At 58.8% G+C, this 994-nt stretch carries 1 protein-coding gene and 1 pseudogene; both read right to left on the reverse strand.

Going from position 1 to position 994, the window contains the following annotated elements:
• Window positions 1-3: 3 nt before the first annotated feature.
• Window positions 4-759 carry an IS21-like element ISAs27 family helper ATPase IstB gene (istB, locus tag OKC40_RS22595; protein ID WP_043851824.1) on the reverse strand — a complete coding sequence of 252 codons (756 nt, stop codon included), beginning with the start codon at window positions 757-759 and terminating at the stop codon, window positions 4-6.
• Between the two features lie 22 nt (window positions 760-781).
• Window positions 782-994 (reverse strand): annotated as a pseudogene (locus OKC40_RS22600) (IS21 family transposase); the annotation flags it as partial.

Consider the following 994-nt stretch of genomic DNA (forward strand, 5'->3'; position numbering starts at 1 on the left):
CTTTTACTCCGCCTGATCGGCATCGGTCAAGTTGGCGCCCTGTTTTCTCATCGATTCTCCCGTTAAGGTCACGCGCACCGCTCTGTGGATCAGTCGGTCCAAGATCGCCTCGGCGAAGGTTGCCTCTCCGATCATCCCGTACCACTTCTCCACCGGCAATTGGCTCGCCACTATCGTTGAGACGTTGCCGTAGCGGGTATCGATGATCTCCAGCAGGTTGCTGCGTTCGCTCGCGTCCAGCATCTCCATGCCCCAGTCATCCAGGATCAGTACCCCTATGTTGCTTACCCGCTCCAGCAGTTTCGGATAGCTGCCATCCGCTTGGGCCAGTCGCATCTCTTCAAGTAGGGTTTTCAGCCGGTAATACCGCACGCCCACTCCTTGCCGGATAAAGTAACGGCCCAGGGCACACGCCAGGTAACTCTTGCCACAGCCTGCCGCGCCCGTTAGCAGCAGGTTTTGTTGATGACTCAGCCAGTGTCCTTCCAGCAGTTGGCGGATCTGCGCTTTGCTCACGCCTCGACCCGCCCGATAGTCGAGCTGCTCCACCTGTCCGGCTAGCCGGAACCGGGCTTGCTTCTCCAGGCGGTTGGTTTTCCTCTGCTCCCGCTGCACCAGCTCATGGCTCAGTAATAGTTGCAGCCGCTCTTCAAAACCCATATCCAGGTACAGCATGCTCTGGGCCTGCTGCTGGTTCAGAGCCTGTTTCATGCCGCTCAAGTGCAGGCGGCTTAGTTGTTCATCGAGGTGTAATTGCATCGGCTTCTCCTGATCCGTGGGGTTAGTGGAAGTAGTGCTCGCCATGGACATTGTCATGACGGATGTCTTGCAGCGGATCCTGTCGCTCGTTGGCAATGAGTTGTTGCTCCTCCAGGCCATGCTTGAGCATGCTGCGGATGTTGTGCAGCCGGTTGGCGCCGGTCAGGTGCCCCCGGAGGCAGGCCGCTTCCAGCCGCTCCTTGCCATAGGTTTTGCTCTGCCCCAGCAAGGCCAG

The organism is Aeromonas sp. QDB11 (assembly GCF_027705265.1).
Taxonomy (GTDB): Bacteria; Pseudomonadota; Gammaproteobacteria; order Enterobacterales; family Aeromonadaceae; genus Aeromonas; species Aeromonas allosaccharophila.

Bases quoted from the DNA above. Each gene is read 5' to 3' on its own strand.
- istB (WP_043851824.1), bottom strand. From the start codon at position 759: ATGCAATTACACCTCGATGAACAACTAAGCCGCCTGCACTTGAGCGGC.